A 22,999-nucleotide genomic window follows, 5' to 3' on the forward strand; every position below is an offset into this window, starting at 1 on the left:
AACCCTTAATCCTTAACCCGGTTTAACTGCCAATGAAAATTTGTTTTACAAATTCAGTTTTGTCGTGAACCCAGTTTCAGTTTATATTAATGATATGCCCCTTCGGGTTATTCATTAATATGAAACTACATTTTTTGCTTCCGGATGAACTAAGCAATAGGCCCGGATAGCAAAAGTTTATGTTTTATATATATACCTTTTGGTTGTGAGAATAATGATTAAGCCCCTCTTAAGAACGCTTAATCCAATTGCACTATGCCAGTATATAAGATTCCCTCAAAATGTAAACCTAATAGTATGCGATTAATTACGAAAAGTCAATGGTGCCACTCCTGTCATAGGAAATTATTTTGCTGTTAGAACAGTACCGTTGTTAGTTATTGGGTATGCTGCTACGCTACCATTACGCCTTGAAAAAAGAGAATTGCATATAGTCTTTCACTTTTTATTTCAATTTAATCAGCGATGATCGGAAATATCAATATTTATAGACAATTACCAATTGCTAAATCTCAAAAAAGAATCTTCCAGGAGTGGACCAGTGCTTCTAAGAAAAATATTCATAATGTATTTCTGGTAAATAAGTTAGTCGGTAAAATTGACAGCAATGCATTAAGAAAATCCTGTGAGGTATTGGTTAATCAACATGAAGTAATGCATGCACAATATACGGAAGATGGAAGTACCTGTTATTATGTAGAATTTAGCATAGATGATTTTTATCAGGAGTTACCGCTTGATACAAAATATTCAGTTGAGTTACTTATCAATGAGAAGATAAATGTTTCATTTGACCTGACAAAAGGACCTTTGCTGAAATGTTTCCTGATAGAAAGCCATGAGCGGGAGTATTACTTTCTTTTCATAGCACATCGTATTATCTGTGATGCTGCTTCAATGCACTATTTCTTTAAAGAGATACAGAAAAGTTATAACGTTTTTTCCGATGGAGGAAACATCGAATTAAATATTGATAAAACTTTTTCGCAGGCTGTCGAAGCTGAGCGCAATAATTTAAGTGGTGATGCTGAAACAGCAGCTAAGGAATTCTGGCTGGATTTTACAGCAGATGTGCCGCTGCATCCCGCTCTTCCTTACCGTTCAGGCATGAACAACAGGTTGGATGACAGGTCTTGTGATGTTGTTGATTTTGGTTTGAGCAATACACAAACAGCCCAACTGATAGCTTATATAAAAAAGAAAGGATTCACTTCATTTGATGTTTTATTCGCATTGTATGGATTGGTATTGGCAAAATATACCAGTCAAAAGAGATTTTTGCTGGGTTATGTGATAGATACCCGTGTACAGGATTTTAGCAATGTTTTCGGGTGTTTTGAAAATACAGTGCACCTGAAATTTGAATTGGATACCATCAGCACATTTTCTGACCTGATAGCCGCCATAGGCGAACAACGTAAAAAGATTAAACAATACCAATACTATTCTTTAGCGGATGTCGCAGGTCAAACCAGTAATGGGTGCAATGCAGGATTCGGACAAATGTATTTAAATGCCTGCGCGCTGCAACTAAAAGAGCTGGAAGTTTTATCGGTTGATATTTCCCTGAACACCACGGTTGATGATGAAATCAGCTTGCTGTATGATGAAAATTGCCCGGATGGTATCAGGCTGAAATTGGTGTACAGGTCTGATCTTTTTGATAAAGATTTGATGAGGCGGTTTACAGATGCTTTCCTGGATGTAGTGGATGAACTCAATAATAAAGGCGAAATCGATATCAACAAATACACTGTTCTATCTCCGGAAACATTCCAGGAGATCGTTTATGGGTGGAACGCCACAGCGAAGACATATCTAAAGGATATGACCATTCACCAGCATTTTGAAAAGCAGGTGCTGAAGAATCCGGACAATATAGCATTGGTTTATGAAGACCAGCAGTTAAGTTATCATCAGCTCAATGAAAAAAGCAACCAGCTGGCCCGTCATATCAGAGAGCAATACCGGCAAAAAGCAGGGCAGGAGCTGAAACGGGATACCCTTATCGCCCTGTGCCTGGACAGAAGCCTGGAAATGGTGATAAGCATACTGGCTGTACTGAAGGCAGGTGGTGCTTACGTTCCCATGGACCCTTCCTATCCGCAGCAAAGGATAGACTTTATTTTGGAAGACACCGGTGCAGCGATGGTGCTCAGCCACCGGAGTATCAGCGGGGTAAGCCTTCCGGAGGAAAAGGTACTTTATACAGACCTGTCGGAAGGGTGCTATCTCAGTGAGGATACCACTAATCTGCCGGCATACAGTGCAGCGGAGGATCTGGCTTATATCATCTATACCTCCGGTACCACCGGCAAACCCAAAGGGGTAATGATAGAGCAGCATCAGGTATTATCATTCGCTGTTGACAACAATTTTATTGATTACAATAAATCGGTGACTGTGGCGGGTATATCCAATTATGCTTTTGATGGAAGCATATTTGATATATTCTTCTCCCTGTTAAACAACAAAAAGCTGGTCATCATCCCTAAACATAGTCTGCTGGATTTTCCCCAGCTGGATGATCAGTTTGTTAAACATAACATAGATACAGCCTTTGTCACCACGGCGCTGTTTAACTCCCTGACAATCCATCAGTCGCGATGCCTGGCAGTTCTGAAACAAATACTTTTCGGTGGGGAAACCTGCAGCATAGACATCGTCAATGATTTTAAAAAATATTTCCCGGAGACATCCCTGATCCATGTTTATGGGCCTACTGAAAATATCGTTTATTCCAGCTATTGCCATTTAACAGACTACAACACAGCAGAGGTAGTGCCGATCGGGTCCCATCTGTCTGATAAAAAACTGTACGTGCTGGACACCAATCTTCAGCCAGTACCAGTAGGCGTTACCGGGGAACTGTATATTGGAGGCGCAGGCGTGGCACGCGGTTATCTCAACAACGCAGAGCTGACAGCAGCACGATTTATTAATAATCCTTTTGCCACTGAAGATGATAACGCCAATGGATATACGCGGCTCTATAAAACAGGAGATCTTGTAAAATGGCTGCCAGATGGTAATATAGCCTACATCGGCAGAAACGATGAACAGGTAAAGATTCGCGGATTCAGGATAGAACTGGCGGAAATAGAACAGGCCCTCCTGCAGATTCGCGGCATAAAACAAAGCTGTGTCCTGGTGAAGGAAAGGCCGGCAGCATCCGGCGGTGCTAAATATCTGGTAGGATATTATGTACCCGATTCAGATTATATCCCGGAAAAAGATACCGTTGTATTGGATAACTGGGAGAATCTTTATAATTCTTCTGTCTACGGAAAAAATATAAAAGAGATAGAGATAAACGCTGACTTTTCCGGGTGGAAAAGTTATATCAGCGGGGAAGCGATTCCTCTATCTGAAATGCAGGCCTGGAGAAATGATCTGATAACGATTATTAAAAGCCTGCATCCGCGTAATGTGCTGGAGATAGGCGTAGGCTCCGGATTGCTGATGTACCCGCTATTGAACGATGTACAACGGTATACCGGACTTGATATATCCCAGACCGTTATCGACAGACACAAAAACCACCTTAAAGATCGGGATTATCAGGTGGATCTGTATCATTTGAAGGCACATGAGTTGGATCAGCTGCCTGATGATCTGAAGTATGACACCATTATTATCAATTCTGTTTGTCAGTATTTCCCAAGCATCCGGTATTTTGATGATATCCTGGAAAAAGCAATTGGCAGACTTTCAGCGTCAGGTTCTATTTTCCTGGGTGATATCAGAAATTATGATTTGCATAAAGAGCTGATCAAAGCGCAACTTGATTTCAGGGAAGAAGCCCGGTCCCGGCAGGATATTGACAGGATTGCTTTTAAGGAAAATGAATTACTGATTAGCCCATTCTACTTTGCTCACTTAAAACATAGATATGATAATATAAAGGTTAATGTCATTGAAAGAAATGGAAGCTATAACAATGAGCTGAGTAAATACAGATATGATGTAGTGATTACCCGCGATGCAGAAATGTCCATCCGGAACAACGCTGCTATAGAGGAGGAGATATTGAATGGATATTCGAATCATTACTATAATATTCCCTTTTTAAATCAATTGGGCAAAGAAGATATCCTTAAACAGCTGTCCCTTGTGCTGCCTGAGTATATGCTACCGGGTAGCCTGATAGCCATGGAATCTTTTCCGCTGACTATTAACGGTAAACTGGACAAAAGAGCTTTCCCTGACCCTGACTTTAGTTTGGCGGAAAACTATGTACCACCTGTTACAGACACAGAGGTTGCTGTATGTAATATCTGGGAGGAAACACTGGGACTGGAAAGAGTAGGCCTCACGGATGATTTCTTCCGAATAGGGGGCAACTCTATCCTGGCTATACACGTGTCCCACAAAATGAATAAGGTATTAGGGGGTGGGTTAGGCTTCACAGATGTGTTTAAGCACAGGACCATTGCGCAGCTCCTGCTCCATAGCCAGGGAGGAGCGCAGATCATTATCCCCCGGACCGATGAAAACCAGGTGGTGCTTTCCTTTGCACAGGAGCGTCTTTGGTTCATTGAAGAATACGAAAAAGGGACCAATGCCTATCATATACCGGCGGTGTATGAACTGGCAGCTACCACTAAGGTAGAAGGATTAAAATACGCGCTCAGGCAGATTGTTGCCAGACATGAAGTATTAAGGACCACTATACAAGGTAAAGACCAGCAGGGAGTGCAGATAGTACATCTGCGATCTTTGTCCGTTGAAGAACTGCTGCTGACAGTACATGACGATCTGGATGCGTTGCTTGCAGAAGATATCAACCGTCCCTTTGACCTGCGTAAAGAGTATCCGATACGCGCGAAGTTCTATAAGATCGAGGCAGATGATTCACCGGAGAGAATAATCCTGCTCATCAACATACATCACATTGCCAGCGATGGCTGGTCAACAGAAATATTCCAAAGAGAGCTATTTGCCTATTATCAGGCATACCTGCGGAAAGATAGTTCTTTCAGCCTGCCTGCTTTGGAAATCCAGTACAAGGATTATGCTTTATGGCAAAGGTCCTGGCTGACAGGTGAAACGCTGGACAGGCAGTTGAACTACTGGAAGAATAAACTCTCCGGTTATCAGCCTTTGGCCTTTCCTACCGATTATCCAAGGCCCGACCGGATAAATTACACTGGCTCCCATCAGATATTTACGCTCAACAAACAGATAAGTGACCGGTTAAGGTCACTGACCAGACAACACGGAGTGACATTGCACAGTGCACTGCTGGGCAGCATGAGCATTCTCCTGGGTAAATACACCGGGCAGGATGATATCCTGATAGGAAGCCCTATTGCCAACCGTCATTACAGACAGATACAGGACCTTATCGGTTTCTTCGTTAACACCCTGATCAACAGGACACAACTCAGCAATACCCAAAGTTATGAGGAGCTGGTACGGGAGGTCCATCAGCAGCAGATGGAGGCGCAGCAGCATCAGGACCTGCCTTTTGAAAAACTGGTCAGTGAACTGGGCGTAGAACGGGACCTTTCACGACATCCGCTCTTCCAGATTGCATTTGTTGTACAGCGCTTCGGCAGTAAAGTTCCTGATGAACAGCAGGACTATCTCAAACCTTTCAAGGGTATACTTTCCCACGAGGTGGAAAAATTTGATCTGACAGTGTTTATAGATGACAGCGATGAGGAGATTACAGGACAGATCAGTTATGCCACCAGTTTGTTCCGGGAAGAAACTATTGCCAGGCTGATACAGCACTATACCTACCTGCTGGATACGCTTACACAGGCGCCTGAAAAAGCGTATAGCCGTATTAGTTTGTTGTCGCCTGACGAGTATCAGGAGATTGTGTATGGGTGGAATGACACAGCAAAAGTATATCCTACAGGAAAAACCATTCATCAGTATTTCGAAGCACAGGCGGCGGCTTATCCGGACCATACAGCGCTGGTGTATGAAGACCGGCAGCTGAGCTACAAGGAACTCAATGAAAAGAGCAACCAGTTGGCCCGCCATATCAGGGAGCAGTTCCGGCAGAAAACGGGAACGGAACTACAACCGGATACACTGATTGCCTTGTGCATGGACAGAAGTCCGGAGATGATCGTGAGCATACTGGCCGTGCTGAAGGCAGGAGGGGCTTATGTTCCCCTGGACCCGGCCTACCCGCAGCAAAGGAAAGATTTTATACTGGAAGACACCAACGCCGTGCTGGTACTGGGTCTTCGCAGAGACAGCGGACTACAGTTGCCTGAAGAAAAAGTTCTTTATACAGACCTGACGGAAGACCTGTATCTCCATGAAGATACCGCCAATCTTCGGGCGTATAGCTCCGCCGGGGATCTCGCCTATATCATCTATACCTCCGGCACCACCGGTAAACCTAAAGGTGTTATGATAGCCCACGAGGGAGTGATGAACCTGGTGTTTGTACAAAAAGACAAGCTGGAGATAAGCCAGGCATCGAAGGTCCTGCAATATGCAGCGCTGGTGTTTGATGCATCGGTGTGGGAAATATTCAGCGCGTTGACTTTAGGCGCCCAACTCATCATCGTTCCTGGTAACGTAAGGCAGGACGCTCAATTGTTGAGTGAGTATATCAATAGACATAAAGCGACCACCGCGCTCTTACCACCTGTGTTATTAAGTGTAATGTCTGCTTCCGGTTTCCCTGGATTAAAAACCCTGGTAGTGGGAGGTGATGTAAGTACACCGAAACTGATGCAGGAATGGAGCCAGGGGCGGCAGCTGGTCAATGCATATGGCCCTACAGAGAATACCGTTATTGCCAGTATGCATGTGTATTCGGAAGGAGACCTGCATACGAACATAGGCCAACCCATTGAAAATGTTAAGTTGTATGTGCTGGATGCCAGCCTTCAGCCGGTGCCGGTGGGCATTACCGGAGAATTGCATATCGGTGGTGCAGGAGTAGCAAGAGGGTACCTCAACAACGCAGCGTTGACAGCAACCCGCTTTATTGAAAATCCTTTTGCCACTGAAGAAGATAACGCCAAAGGATATACGCGGTTATACAAAACAGGAGACCTTGTAAGATGGCTGGCTGATGGCCACCTGGAGTATATCGGTAGAAACGATGAGCAGATAAAGATCCGCGGTTTCAGGATAGAGCTGGCGGAGATAGAACAGGCACTCCTGCAGGTGCCCGGCATCCTGCAAAGCTGTGTGCTGGTAAAGGAGCGGGTGACCGCCACCGGCAATGCCAAATACCTCGTGGGGTATTATGTTCCGGAAGCGGCTTCCATTACGCAGAACTTTATAACAGAGCGGTTGTCTGCAGTATTACCCAGCTATATGGTGCCCGATAGCCTTGTCGCTATGGAATCATTCCCGCTGACTATTAACGGTAAGCTGGATAAACGCGCGTTGCCCGATCCGCGTTTTAATGTTTCGGAAACATATGTCGCCCCGGCCACCGATACAAAGATAGCCTTGTGCCGTATCTGGCAAGAATTGCTGGGATTGGAAATGGTAGGTATCACGGATGATTTCTTTAAGATAGGTGGTAACTCTATCCTGGCCATACAGGTTTCCCACAGGATGAATAAAGCATTGGGGGTTGAAATAAGCGTGGCAGATGTGTTTAAGCATAAGACCATTGAACAGCTCCTGCTTCATACCCTGGGCGAGGCACAGATTAATATTCCGCGGACCCATGACAATCAGGCGGTACTTTCTTTTGCCCAGGAACGTCTTTGGTTTGTCGAAGAATACGAAGAAGGAACCAATGCCTATCATATACCAGCAGTGTATGAACTGGCTGATACCACCCGGGTGGAAGGATTAAAACATGCACTCAGGCAGATTGTTGTCAGACATGAAGTACTAAGAACGACCATACAAGGCGGTGTTCAGACGGTTCATCCGAAACCGCTGGCCATTGAAGAGACAATACTCACCGTTCATGACGATCTGGATGCAGTGCTTGCGGAAGATATCAACAGCCCCTTTGAACTGCGTAGAGAGTATCCTATACGGGTGAAATTCTACAGGGTCCAGGCGGAAGATACAGCCACAGGTCCCTTCTCAGAGAGAATAGTCTTACTGATCAACATACATCACATTGCCAGTGATGGCTGGTCAACAGAAATATTTCAAAAGGAACTATTTGCCTATTATCAGGCATACATGCGGAAAGATACTTCTTTCAGCCTGCCTGCTTTGGAAATCCAGTACAAGGATTATGCCTTGTGGCAAAGGTCCTGGCTGACAGGCGAAACGCTGGACAGGCAGTTGAACTACTGGAAAAATAAACTCTCCGGTTATCGGACTTTAGCCTTGCCGACAGACTATCCAAGGCCGGACCGGATGAACTACAACGGCGCCCGCATGATGTTCACCCTCAACAAACAAATAAGTGACCGGTTAAGGTCACTGACCAGACAGCATGGGGTGACATTGCACAGTGCACTGCTGGGCAGCATGAGCATTCTCCTGGGTAAATACACCGGGCAGGATGATATTCTGATAGGAAGCCCTATTGCCAACCGCCATCACAGACAGACACAGGACCTTATCGGTTTCTTTGTCAATACGCTGATCAACAGAACACAACTAAACAATACCCAAAGCTATGAAGAGCTGGTAAGGGAGGTCCATCAGCAGCAGATGGAAGCGCAGCAGCACCAGGACCTGCCTTTTGAAAAGCTGGTCAACGAACTGGGCGTGGAACGGGACCTTTCACGGCACCCCCTTTTCCAGGTTGCATTTGCGGTACAACGGTTTGGTTCCAAAGTTCCTGATGAGCAGCAGGCTTATCTCAAACCTTTCACAGGTATAGTTTCGCATGAAATAGAAATATTTGACTTGTCTGTGTTTATGGATGATAGTGGTGAAGAGATCACAGGACAGTTCAATTATGCTACCAGTTTGTTCCGGGAAGAAACTATCGCCCGGTTGATACAGCACTATATCTACCTGCTGGATGCGCTTACACAGGCACCTGAAAAAGCGTATAGCCGTCTCAGTTTACTATCACCTGAGGAGTATCAGGAGATTGTCTACGGGTGGAATGATACAGAGAAGGTATATCCTACAGGAAAAACCATTCATCAGTATTTCGAAGCACAGGCGGCGGCTTATCCGGACCATGCGGCGTTGGTATATGAAGACTGGCAGCTGAGCTACAAGGAGCTCAATGAAAAGAGCAATCAGCTGGCCCGCCATATCAGGAAGCAGTTCCAGCAGAAAACGGGAACGGAACTACAAGCGGATACACTGATTGCCTTGTGCATGGACAGAAGTCCGGAGATGATCGTGAGCATACTGGCCGTGCTGAAGGCAGGAGGGGCTTATGTTCCCCTGGACCCGGCCTACCCGCAGCAAAGGAAAGATTTTATACTGGAAGACACCAGCGCCGTGCTGGTACTGGGTCTTCGCAGAGACAGCGAACTACAGTTGCCGGAAGAAAAAGTCCTTTATACAGACCTGACGGAAGACCTGTATCTCCATGAAGATACCGCCAATCTTCCGGCGTATAGCTCCGCCGGGGATCTCGCTTATATCATCTATACCTCCGGTACCACTGGTAAACCTAAAGGTGTTATGATAGCCCACGAGGGGGCGATGAACCTGGTGTTTGTACAAAAAGACAAGCTGGAGATAAGCCATGCATCAAAGGTCCTGCAATATGCTGCGTTGGTATTTGATGCATCGGTGTGGGAAATATTCAGTGCGTTGACTTTAGGCGCCCAACTCATCATCGTTCCTGGTAACATAAGGCAGGACGCTCAATTGTTGAGTGAGTATATCAATAAACATAATGCGACTACCGCGCTCTTACCACCTGTGTTGTTGAGTGTAATGTCTGCTTCCGGTTTCCCTGGATTAAAAACCCTGGTAGTGGGAGGTGATGTAAGTACTCCGAAACTGATGCAGGAATGGAGCCAGGGAAGGACGCTGGTCAATGCATACGGTCCTACAGAGAATACCGTTATTGCCAGCATGCATGTGTATTCGGAAGGCGACCTGCATACGAACATAGGCCAACCCATTGAAAATGTTAAGTTGTATGTGCTGGATGCCAGCCTTCAACCAGTGCCGGTGGGCATTACCGGTGAATTGCATATCGGTGGTGCAGGAGTAGCAAGGGGTTATCTCAACAATACGGAGCTGACAGCAGCCCGTTTTATTGAAAATCCTTTTGCCACTGAAGAAGATAACGCCAAAGGATATACGCGGTTATACAAAACAGGAGATCTTGTAAGATGGCTGGCTGATGGCCACCTGGAATATATCGGCAGAAACGATGAGCAGATAAAGATCCGCGGTTTCAGGATAGAGCTGGCGGAGATAGAACAGGCACTCCTGCAGGTGCCCGGCATCCTGCAAAGCTGTGTGCTGGTAAAGGAGCGGGTGACCGCCACCGGCAATGCCAAATACCTCGTGGGGTATTATGTTCCGGAAGCGGCTTCCATTACGCAGAACTTTATAACAGAGCGGTTGTCTGCAGTATTACCCAGCTATATGGTGCCCGATAGCCTTGTCGCTATGGAATCATTCCCGTTGACTATTAACGGAAAGCTGGATAAACGCGCCCTCCCGGATCCTGACTTTAATACAGCAGATGCATATGTGGCTCCTGCTACTGAGCTGGAAGATAAACTGTGCCGCATCTATGGGGAAGTATTGGGACTTTCCGGCGAACAAGTCGGCATTCATCAGAACTTTTTCAAAATAGGCGGTAACTCAATACTGAGTATTCAACTGAAGAACAAGCTTCATCAACTGGATGAATTCAAACATATCGGGGCCGCAGACCTGTTTAAATACAACACTATTCACAAGCTTATTGAGAGTGTCCGGGGCGATACCCAAACCGCCTATAAACTGCAGAACAATACGCGGGGAGAAAGCCATGAAATTGCCATTATCGCTGTTTCAGGGGCCTTTAGCGGAGTTGGCAGTGTGGATGAGCTCTGGAAAATTGTCTCCAGCCAGCAGGAAGGACTTCGGTTCTATAGTAAGGACGAATGCCGGGAGTTACAGCTGGACGACGCATTGGTAGAACATCCGGATTTTGTTCCGGTAGGAGGTCACGTGAAAGATATTGAGTTGTTTGATCCCACGTTCTGGGAGCTTTCACCCAACGAGGCCAGACAGCTCGACCCCCAAATTCGGAAGTTCATGGAACATTGCTGGTTTACACTGGAGTCTTCCGGCTATGCGTCTGAGCGCAGAAAACACAATATCGGCGTATTTGCAGGCAGCGGGGAAAGCCACTATCTGCGAGGCCGGGCACAGCACGATGATCTATCAGCGCAGGCTGCTGCATGGGAGTCTTTTGCCTCTAACAGCAAACATGCCCTGACCACTAAAACAGCTTATCTGTTGGACCTGTCAGGTCCCGCCACTTCCATCAGTACTGCCTGTTCTACGGGTCTGGTGGCAGTAGTAGAGGCCTGCCAGAAACTGCAACTAGGCGTATGTGATATGGCGCTTGCCGGCGGGGTGACACTGAATATGCCGGACCAGATAGGTTATCTGTACCAGGAAGGAATGATCGAGTCCATAGATGGTCATTGCCGGACTTTTGACCGGCACTCATCCGGTACTACCCCCGGGTCAGGCGTAGGCGTAGTGTTGCTGAAACGGCTGAAAGATGCAGTGAAGGATCAGGACCATATTCTCGGTGTCATCAAGGGATATGCCACCAATAATGATGGTGCCCGCAAAACCGGTTATACCGCTCCCTCTGTAATAGGTCAGACGGAATGTATCATCAACGCCCAACGCATGGCGGGAATAACATCTGACCAGATAGATTATGTGGAGTGCCATGGTACAGCTACACAATTAGGCGACCCTATAGAAGTGCAGGCATTAAGAGAAGCCTTTACCTATAATCAGCCCAGGAAAAAAGGCCCTGCCCGCAAAACGTTACTGGGGGCTGTTAAAGCTAATGTTGGCCATACAGACACCGCTGCTGGTACAGTAGGGTTGATTAAAGTATGCGCCATGCTTCAGCACAACATCCTACCCGGACAGGTTAATTTTAATACACCTAATCCGGACCTGAAACTGGAGGAGACCGATTTTGAGATTACTAAGGAAAACAGGCCATGGTTACCTGTTCCAGGCAGACAACGCCTCGCAGGGGTGAGCTCCTTCGGTATCGGCGGTACCAATGCGCATGTGATTATTGGAGACTATATTCCCGATACCCCCATGCAGGAAACAAATCCGGTTCCGGAAGAGACAGTTCATATTGTTCCTGTATCTGCCAAAAGCCAGCAGTCACTGGAAAATTACAAAAAGGCATTGATAAAAACCTGTGAAGACAATCCTTTATTAAAGATTAACGATATCGCCTATACGCTGCAGGAAAAACGAGAACATTTCCAGCACCGGAGTGCCTATTGTGTAAAAAACACTGCTGAACTGGCAGAAAGATTAAAGCAGGATACCGCTTATGGTCAGGCTGCATTGGCAAGTGAAAACAAATTGGTATGGATGTTTTCTGGTCAGGGTGTACAATATGTAAACATGGGCAAAGCCTTATACAGGCAGGTACCTTCTTTCAAAAATACCGTTGACTATTGTATATCCGTCGCTAATCATCATCTGGACATAGATCTTTACAAGGTTATCTATACCGAAAATGAATCTTCACCGCACGATATTAATGAAACCAGGTATACGCAGATATCCCTGTTCATTATTGAATATGCGCTGGCCTGGTATTTAGAGCAACTGGGCATCAAAGCAGATGCCTATATCGGGCATAGCATCGGAGAATATGTGGCAGCTACTTTGGCCGGGGTGTTCACACTGGAAGATGCTATCAGGCTGGTTATTGCCAGAGGCAGGTTAATGCAGGAAATGGAAGCCGGAAGTATGCTGGCCATCAGCGCCAGGGAAGAAGCCGTAAAAGCAACGATTGCACAGCATCATTGTGAGATAGCCGTTATTAATTCCAAAGAAGATATCGTTGCTTCCGGACATACAAAAGACATCGATAGCCTTCAGAAGACATTGGAGAATCAAGGGGTTTCAACGATCAGGTTAAATACCTCCCATGCTTTTCATTGTAAGCTGATGGATGGGGCGGTGACGGCATTTAAAGACGTATTCAGGGATGTAAGATTAAAGAAACCTGCCAGAACTTTCATCTCTAACCTGAGCGGAACCGTAGCTAAAGATGAAGTTACCCATCCGGAATATTGGTGCAAACAACTTAGAAATACAGTGCAGTTTGCAGGGGGCATAACGCACCTGATTGGGCTGTACAATCACCAGGTGAATTTTATTGAAATAGGCCCGGGTAAGGGGTTGTGTTATTTTGTAGGTAAGTACCAAAAAACTTATCCGGCCATCCATACCCTTTCTCTTTTACCTGCGGCAAAAGATGCCAGTGATATTTACCAGAATCCGGATTCTGGAGAGGCTATTATGGCTAAACTGTGGATGAATGGAATTATTCAGCATCCCAATGATAGTAAGCTCTTTAGACAGGCTACACTGCTGCGCAGTTTACCGGTCTATCAGTTTGGTTATCAGAAATGCTGGCTGGAGAAAATGAATGCGCAAAATGTTCAGCAGTTTAATTCGCTGGAAGAGCTTTTCTATGAACGAACATGGGAAAGAACGGATTTAAATGCAACCCCCGGCAGTGCTGCGGGAATCGCTGACAAGAATGTACTGGTGTTCATCAATGATCGTTCGATAGAAAAAAGCGGTAGCGCTGAGCTGCTTCAGCTGTTAATGAAACATAATAACGATATAAGTTATGTTGTTCATCAACAGGAAAATAATATTCATCCGGAAGTTATTTTCGATTTCAACAACAAGGCAGATGTAACAGCCATTCTTCATGAAAAAATAAAGAGCAAACCACTGGACCTGGTGATATATGTCTCTCCCGGTACAGACCTTGCTTTCCCTGCACTGGATATTATAGCTGTGCGGAATGTGTTTTCCTGGTCAATGGAATCCGGGAATAAAATTCCAATGTTTGTTTCTGTCTCCTTTGATAATTATGAAATCCTGGGAAATGAACGAAAACAGGAAAAACCATCCATTGTATATGGTGTTACAAAATCTCTTCGCGGTGAATTCCTGACATTGGAGACCCACGCTTTCCATCTGGACTTACCGGCTGCTGAAGGTAACTACGAAAGTAGTCTGCTGCTTGCCCTGGAAAAGAATGATGATAGAGATCTGGTCGTTGTAAGAGGCAAGTACTGCTGGAAGCCATTCTACAGACATGTACAGCTTTCCGGTAATCAGACGGCGTCTGAGGACAACACTGTAGAAAAAGAGCGGGTATATTTAATTACGGGAGGATTGGGTGCTGTTGGTAGTGCTTACGCTGCCCACCTTGCCCGGAACGAACAGAAAAGTACGATCATACTGATTGGCCGTAGTGCTGCATCAGATTTGAAAGAAACGTATAAGTCCAGACTGGATGATCTCAACAAAACGCATCACCGCGTTATCTATGCGTCTGTAGATATTGGTCAGACAAACGCATCTTCCCAATTGATAGCGATTTTAGAACAATATGAAATCACCACTATAGATGTGGTGCTGCATGCCGCTGGTGTTGCTGCGAAAAGCCTGCTGAAAGGGAAAACAGCGGAAGATATAGAACAGGTGGTGCATCCGAAAATTGTTGGATTTGAAAACCTGCTTCAAATCGCCGCTACTGTCCAAATAGGTAAACTGGTATGTTGTTCTTCATTGACCAGTATTCTGCCTTCTGTGGGGAATATGGAATATGCAGCAGCAAACATGTATCTGGATGAAGTCAGCTTCAGCAAACATCCAGGTGTCAATTCCATCCTGACGGTTAATCTGAATCAGATCTCTGACGCGGGCATGGCAATTGACTTCTTAAACGAAAATGCAACCACGCTGGGCAAAACGTCCAATTCAATTAAGAGCGATGAATTCCCTGGCATACTGGAAACGTTGATGCGCTTTAAGGACAAAAACAATATTCTCCTGTCGAGATATCACTTTGATGGCAACTATGTAGCTGGCCCTCAAACTGTAAATACGCCCGTTGACGTTAGCAAGGATAAAAGTGACATCAGACTGTTGGATGAAGACTATACGGATATACAATATCAGGTAGCGCAGATTTTTGGTGAAGTGCTTGGGGTGGAACAGGTTTCCATTCATGACGACTTCTTCAAAATAGGCGGTAACTCCTTACTGGTCATCCAGCTGAAGAACAGACTTAATCAGCTGAAAGAATTCAAACATATCGGGACAGCAGACCTGTTTAAGTATAACACTATTCAGAAGCTGGTAGAAAGCATCCGGCAGGATGCAACCACCAGCTATAATCTGCAAACAAATGCCAGTCAGGGTGACAGCCGGGAAATAGCTGTTATCGCAGTGTCAGGGGCCTTTAGTGGCGTGGCCAATGTGGACGAGCTATGGCAGATTATCTCCAGCCAGCAAGAGGGGATCCGGTTCTACAGCAAAGAAGAATGCCGTGAACTGCAATTGGATGAATCATTGCTGGAACATCCTGATTTTGTGCCGGTGTCGGGCCATGTGAAAGATATTGAGTTGTTTGATCCCCTGTTCTGGGACATTTCTCCCAATGAGGCCAAACAGCTGGATCCGCAGATCCGGAAGTTTATTGAACATTGCTGGTTTGCGCTGGAGTCTGCCGGCTATGCTGCTGAACGAAGAAAATGCAGTATCGGTGTATTTGCAGGAAGCGGTGAAAATACCTATTTGCAGGAACATATTCTGCCGGAACTGGCTTTAAGTGCGATCGGTTCGTGGGAGGCATTTGTGTCCAACAGCAAACATGCTTTGGCCACTAAAACCGCCTATCTGATGGATCTGTCGGGGCCTGCCAATTCCATCAATACCGCCTGCTCTACCAGTCTGGTTACTATAGCAGAGGCTTGTAAAAGCCTGCAGGTGGGCGCCTGCGATATGGCGCTGGCAGGTGGAGTAACACTCGATCTGCCAGACCAGGTGGGCTATTTATACCAGGAAGGAATGACACATTCCAGGGATGGCCACTGTCGTACCTTTGACCGCCTGGGCGGTGGTACTACCACTGGTTCCGGTGTAGGCGTGGTATTACTGAAACGACTAAACGATGCGATTAAAGACCAGGACCAGATTCTGGCGGTCATCAAAGGATATGCAACCAATAATGATGGTTCCCGGAAAACCAGCTATACTGCGCCATCTGTAATAGGCCAGACAGAGTGTATCATCAACGCTCAGAAGATGGCCGGCATCACATCAGACCAGATAGATTATGTAGAGTGTCATGGTACGGCCACCCATTTAGGCGATCCTATTGAAGTGCAGGCATTAAGAGAGGCCTTTGCGTTTAGCAGGTCCGAACATAGAGACCCGGCAAAGAAAACGGTACTGGGGGCTGTTAAAGCCAATATCGGGCATCCTGATGCCGGCGCTGGTGTTGCGGGATTGATTAAGCTATGCGCCATGTTGCAGCATAACATCATGCCCGGGCAGGTGAATTTTAGTACGCCTAACCCCGAGCTGAAGCTGGAGGAGAGCACTTTTGAAGTACTCAGCGCAAATAGGCCATGGTTAACCGTTTCGGGCAGACAACGTTTGGCCGCAGTGAGCTCCTTCGGTGTTGGTGGTACCAATGCGCATATGATTGTAGGAGAATATGTTTCCGATATATCAATACCGTGCACAGATTGCGCCACTGACAATGAATCAATATATATTGTTCCTGTTTCCGCTAAAAGCCGGCAGTCGCTGGAGAACTATAAACAGGCACTGATAAAAGCCTGTGAGGCCAATCCTTTATTAAAGGCTAACGATATCGCCTATACGCTGCAGGAGAAACGGGAGCATTTCCAGCACCGCAGTGCCTACTGTGTCAAAAATACCGCTGAACTGCTGGACCGGTTAAAACAAGATACTTCCTATGGACAGGCCGGTTCTGCAGATGAAAACAGGATAGTGCTGATGTTCCCTGGTCAGGGAGTGCAATATGTAAACATGGCCAGGGCCCTGTATCAGAATGTACCCGCTTTCAGGGGAATCATAGACCACTGTATATCCCTGGCTAACCGGCACCTGGATGTTGATCTTTATAAAATCATCTATACTGAGGATGAATCTTCCCGGTATGATATCAATGATATGCGATGGGCGCCTATATCCCTGTTTATCGTTGAATACGCACTGGCCAGGTACCTGGAGCAACTGGGTATCAGCGCAGATGCCTATATCGGGCACAGTTTGGGAGAATATATAGCCGCTACTTTAGCTGGTGTGTTCGCGCTGGAAGATGCTATCAGACTGGTGGTGGCCAGAGGCAGCCTGATGTCGGCCATGAAGGCCGGTGGAATGCTGGCCATTAATGCCAGAGAAGAGAAGGTGAAAGCCATCGTTGCACAACATCATTGTGATATAGCGGTGGTTAATACCATGGATGATGTGATTGCTTCCGGAGAAGAGAAGGATGTGGACCGTCTGCAAAAAGCCCTGGAACAGCTTGAAATTCCTGTGATAAGGATTAGCATTAATGTAGCAGGTCATTCCAGGATGATGGATGAAATGGTGGCGAAATTCAAAACATTATTCAGTGATATAAAATTAAATAAGCCTGCGAAACCCTTTATCTCCAACCTGAGTGGTGAGATCGCTACAGATGAAGTAGCTACTCCGGAATACTGGTGCAAACAACTTAGAAACACAGTACGGTTTGCAAAAGGCATTGATAGCTTAAGCAAACAGTATGGTCATAAGGTGAGTTTTATTGAAATAGGTCCGGGTAAAGGATTGAGCTACTTTGTAGGTAAATATAGGGATGCAGGTAACTACCAGTCACTGAATACCCTGCATTTGCTGCCTTCTGCCAAAGAGTCCAATGATGCTTATCTGAACATGGATTCCAGGGAAAACATTATTGCAAAACTCTGGATGAATGGCATCATTCAACAGCCCAATGAAAGCGATGTGTTCGCACAGGCAACATTGCTGCGTAGCTTACCGGTCTATCAGTTTAATCACCAGAGATGCTGGATAGAGAAAACAAAAAGAAAAGAAACGGACGGTACTTCCACAGATGTGTTGAAAATGCTTCCGAAAGAAAAATGGCTAAGTACGCCGGTATGGTCTGCGGTGTCGAATCTGAATAAAGCCGCCGTAAAGGATGGAAAAAAATTCGATAAAACGCTTGTAGTGCTGAGAGAAGATCAGCAGGGCTTATACGATTTTACGTTGCTGTCACAGGATGTGCAGCTGGTAGTGCTGAGTAAAAAGAATGCTGATGCGGATAATATCGAAGCCGGCAAACCGATAACGCTTAACCCTGAAGAGGAGCGGCATTTTGAAAAACTGGCTGCCTACATCAAATCCAAACGGATCGTATTCGACGCTATTATTCATACAGCGTCTATCGATAACGATACCGACATCGATCAGGCGCTTTATAACAGCTATTATTCACTGTTCCTGGTCCGTCATCACTTATTGAGAGTGATGGATACTGAAAATCTGATTGTCCTGACCAATGGGATGGCGCAGATCACCGGCGAAGACAGGATCTGTCCTGCTAATGGAACCATGATGGGCGCTATCAGAAATATTAACCATGAGTTTCTGAGTATGGATGCCAGGATAATCGATATCGGGGATGCCGGACATGTGACAGCTGCCGTGGCTCAGATCTGGAACAATAGTAAATACCATAAATCCGATGAGCTGCTGGCAGTCCGTTTCGGAAAGCTGTGGACCGAGGGCCTTGAAAGCATCAGTAACACTTTTGTTGAAGAAAATCTTATCGCGGATGGGGATATAATTCTCATTACGGGTGGTCTGGGAAATGTAGGGTTGGCAGTTGCTGAACATATATCCGGGCATCACCGTGTGACGTTCATTCTCGTCAGCAGAACCAATATCTATCAGCAAAACCCATCTGAAACGACTAAACGAAAGATAGCGGCCATAGAAAGGATCAGGAATAATGGTTCTGTTGTAGAAGTACAGCCTGCGGATATTTCCAGCCCTGAACAGATAAAGATCATGCAGGATGCTGTGAGTCAGCGATATGGTAATATAACAGGTATCATTCATACCGCATCAGGAACCATTGTGGACCTGGATGATTACAGCCTGGCAGCCATGAAAGGAGCCTTTAACGCAAAAGTTTATGGTATCGACAACGTGCTGAATGTCCTGGAACTGAGCCAGGTTAAGTTTGTTGCTTCTACTTCTTCTCTGGCAAGTTTGCTGGGTGATGTGAACAGAATTGAATATTGTGCCGCCAATGCTTACCTGGATTATCTGTCAGTAGATAAAAAACGATTCCCTGGTATTAAATTCATCGCAGCGAACTGGAATGCCTGGCAGGTGGATGGTTTTGAAACAGGAGTATTACAAGGTCTGGAGAAACTCATGTATTCAAACGGCGCCAGCCACGAAGAAAATGCGGCGCTGTTTTACCGGTTGATAAATCAGACCAGTTACGAACAGGTGGCGGTATCCGGATTGGACCTGCAACAATTAAAAAGAGAGTTGTTCAAACCAGTCAGTCCACAGGTTGCTATCAGTGAGATAGACATCCTCGAAAAAGAGTATTCAGAAGAGGAATATCAGGTGGCTCTGGTATTTGCTGAATTGCTCGGCATGGAACAGATCTCTTTGCATGATGACTTCTTTAAGATCGGCGGTAACTCGATTCTGGCTATACAGGCTTCCCACAAAATAAACAAGGTATTAGGAGTTGAAATAAAGGTGGCGGATGTATTTAAGCACAGGACCGTTGCATTGCTTTTGCGGAATAGCAAAGGTCAGGCGCGGATCAGTATCCCCCGGACCAATGACAGTCAGGTGGTGCTTTCTTTTGCTCAGGAACGCCTTTGGTTTATTGAGGAATATGAAGGCGGAACCAATGCTTACCATATACCAACCGTGTATGAGTTAGTGGATGTCACTGCGTTGGAAGGATTCAAATATGCACTCAGCGAGATCGTTGCCAGGCATGAAGTGTTAAGAAGTACTATAGAAGGCAGGGAACATCAGGCCGTTCAGATCGTGCATGAGGAACCATTGGTGATGGAGGAAGTAGTGCTGTCTCTTCAGGATAACCTGGACGCAATGCTGGTAGCAGATATCAATCGTCCTTTTGATCTGCGGCATGTTTACCCGATACGTGTGAAGTTTTACAGGATCCAGGCGGAAGGCATCGATGAAAGAATAGTGATGCTCATTAATATGCATCATATTGCCAGCGATGGCTGGTCAATGGATGTATTCCAGAAAGAGCTGCTGGCTTATTGCCAGGCGTATATGCAGAAAGATGCTTCTTTCAGTCTGCCTGCTTTGGAAATCCAGTATAAGGACTATGCCCAATGGCAAAGATCATGGCTGACAGGAGAAACACTGGACCGGCAGCTGGGCTACTGGAAAGACAGGCTGGCCGGTTATCAGACGTTAGTGCTGCCTACCGACAATCCAAGACCCGACCGCATAGATTACCGGGGTGGGCATCAGGTATTTACGCTCAATAAGGAGATCAGTAACAGGTTAAGGGCCCTGGTCAAACAACATGGAGTGACATTGTACAGTGCGTTGCTGGGCGGTATTAATATTCTCCTGGGCAAGTACTCCGGACAAAACGATATTCTGGTGGGAGGTCCGATCGCCAACCGCCATTACAGGCAAACACAGGACCTTATCGGTTTCTTTGTCAATACCCTGGTCAGCAGAACGCTGTTAGACAATACCCAAAGTTATGAAGCGCTGATCCGGCAGGTACATCAGCAGCAGATGGATGCACAACAGCACCAGGACCTGCCGTTTGAAAAACTCGTCAATGAATTGGGTGTGGAAAGAGATCTTACCCGACACCCACTCTTCCAGGTGGCATTCTCGGTCCAGAGCTTTGGCAGTAAAGCGTTCGAGGGGCAGCATGACTATCTCAAACCCTACGAGGGCGTGTTTTTGCACGAGGTGGAAAAATTTGACCTGTCCATTTTTATGGATGACAGCCATGAAGAGATCACAGGTCAGATCTGTTATGCCATCAGCTTGTTCAGGAAAGAAACCATATCCAGACTGATTCAGCATTATATCTACCTGCTGGATGTGCTTACGCAGGCACCTGAAAAGATATATAGCACCTGTTGTTTATTGTCGCCGGAAGAATACCAGCAAATTGTTTACGAGCGGAATGTTGCTACCAGAGCCTATGCTGGCGATACAACCATTCATCAGTATTTTGAAGAGCAGGTGCTGAAAAATCCGGACAATATAGCATTGGTTTATGAAGACCAGCAGTTAAGCTACCGCCAGCTCAATGAAAAAAGCAACCAGCTGGCCCGCCATATCAGGGAGCAATACAAACAAAAAACAGGGGAGGAGCTACAAAGGGATACACTTATCGCCCTGTACCTGGACAGAAGCCTGGAAATGGTGATAAGTATACTGGCAGTGCTGAAAGCAGGCGGGGCTTATGTTCCCATGGACCCTTCCTACCCGCAGCAAAGAACAGACTTTATACTGGAAGACACCGGCGCAGCAATAGTGCTCAGTCACCGCGGTATCAGCGGGGTACAACTTCCGGCGGAAAAGGTCCTCTATACAGATCTCACAGAAGCGTGTTATCTCAGCGGAGATACCACTAATCTGCCTGTATATAACACCGCACGGGACCTGGCTTATATCATCTATACTTCCGGTACCACCGGCAAACCCAAAGGGGTAATGATAGAACAGCATCACGTATTATCATTCGCTGTTGAAAATAATTTTATTGATTACAATAAAGCAGCCACCGTGGCGGGTTTATCCAATTATGCTTTTGATGGAAGCATATTTGATATCTTCTTCTCCCTGTTAAACAACAAAAAGCTGGTCATCATCCCCAGACATTATCTACTGGATTTGCCGCTGTTGGATGATCAGTTTGTTAAACACAATATAGATACGTCCTTTTTCACCACCTCGCTGTTTAACTCTCTGGCTACGCATCAGTCGCGCTGCCTCTCTGTTTTGAAACAAATATTTTTCGGAGGAGAGGCCTGCAGCATAGAAGTTGTCAATGATTTTAAAAAGCATTTCCCGGAGACTTCGCTGACCAATGGTTACGGCCCTACTGAAAACATTGTTTTTTCTGCCTATTGCAACTTGACAGATTACGACACAGCAACTGTAGCGCCGATTGGGTCCCATCTGTCTGATAAGAAACTGTATATACTGGACAGCGGTCTTCAGCCGGTACCGGTAAACGTTATCGGAGAATTGTATATAGGAGGCGCTGGCGTTGCACGTGGTTATCTCAACAATCCGGAATTAACAGCGGAGCGCTTTATTGACAATCCTTTTGCCACTGAAGAAGATAACGCCAAAGGACATACGCGGCTTTACAAAACGGGAGATCTGGTAAGATGGCTGCCAGATGGTAATATCGCCTACATGGGCAGAAACGATGAACAGGTAAAGATCCGCGGATTCAGGATAGAGCTGGCGGAAATAGAACAGGCGCTTCTGCAGGTGCCGGGTATCCTGCAAAGTTGTGTCCTGGTGAAAGAAAGACCCACAGTATCCGGCACTGCCAAATATATCGTGGGGTATTATGTTCCGGACAGATCAGCTTCACTTACGCAGGACTTCATATTGGATAAACTGTCGGAAACATTACCGGAATACATGCTGCCTGGTAGCCTCATGGCTATGGAATCCTTCCCGCTGACGGTGAACGGTAAACTGGATAAACGCGCCCTTCCTGATGCTGAATTTAATGTGACGGAGGAATATGTTCCACCCGTTACAGATAATGAGATAGCATCATGTGGGATCTGGCAGGAAGTACTGGGACTGGAAAAAGTAGGAACCACAGATGATTTCTTTAGGATCGGCGGCAACTCTATTCTGGCCATACAGGTTTCTCACAGGATGAGCCGTGTATTGGGGGCTGAGATAAGCGTTGCGGATGTGTTTGTGGCAAGGAGTATCGGTAGTTTGTTGAAGAACGTCATCATGTTGACAGTCGGTGAGAAAAATATTGAAAAAGAATTTTAAAATATCATAGTCG

General features: G+C 46.0%; 1 protein-coding gene. It reads left to right on the top strand.

The genetic code is table 11. The features are described 5' to 3' along the window. The first annotated feature begins 465 nt into the window (after window positions 1-465). Window positions 466-22,986: a non-ribosomal peptide synthetase/type I polyketide synthase gene (locus DF182_RS28370; protein WP_113619128.1), complete on the top strand. Its 22,521-nt coding sequence runs from the start codon at window positions 466-468 to the stop codon at window positions 22,984-22,986. Window positions 22,987-22,999 lie beyond the last annotated feature (13 nt).

Source organism: Chitinophaga flava, assembly GCF_003308995.1.
Taxonomy (GTDB): domain Bacteria; phylum Bacteroidota; class Bacteroidia; order Chitinophagales; family Chitinophagaceae; genus Chitinophaga; species Chitinophaga flava.

Coding starts and splice junctions, on each gene's coding strand:
- DF182_RS28370 (WP_113619128.1), top strand. CDS start 466: ATGATCGGAAATATCAATATTTATAGACAATTACCAATTGCTAAATCT.